Here is a 480-nt window from a genome sequence, read left to right as displayed (position 1 = left end):
GACTGAGGCGCATCCCGCGCTGCGTCCGCGCATGCTACATGTGCGGAGCGCCGCAATCAGACATCGACCCACTACCACGTAAACTCGATGTCCTATCCCAACGGCCCGTGTGAGGGGACTTGCAGGTCCCCGGGCACTGATGCCGACTGGTTCACGGTATGCGCCAGCATAATGGCATTGGCGCATTCCGTCGAGCTTTTCCCCGCAATCCCGACGGCGTTCCGAGAGGTTCGCCGCCGCAATGCAAACCGGTCGTTTCTTTCTCTGCGCACGGTGCCGCTCACAGGTCTTGCTTTGCCGGCATTGCGATCGGGGTCAGCGCTTCTGTGGTTCTGACTGCGGCCATGAAGCCCGCCGTGACAGTCTGCGTGCGGCGGGGCTGCGCTACCAGAACACCCGCCGGGGCCGCTTTGCCCACGCCGACCGCTCCCGCCGATATCGCCAGCGCTGCAAAAACAACGTGACGCATCAGTCTCCACC

The 480-nt window shown here is 63.8% G+C and carries 1 protein-coding gene; it reads right to left on the bottom strand.

Translation table 11 applies throughout. From position 1 onward, the window contains the following. Positions 1–280: 280 nt before the first annotated feature. Positions 281–480 (bottom strand): hypothetical protein (locus tag AC07FD_RS27435; RefSeq protein WP_478352392.1); only part of this gene is annotated, 200 nt, incomplete at its 5' end.

The organism is Mesorhizobium waitakense (genome assembly GCF_056431085.1).
Note: the sequence above shows the minus strand (reverse complement) of the source record. Positions and strands in the feature narration are given on the sequence as shown.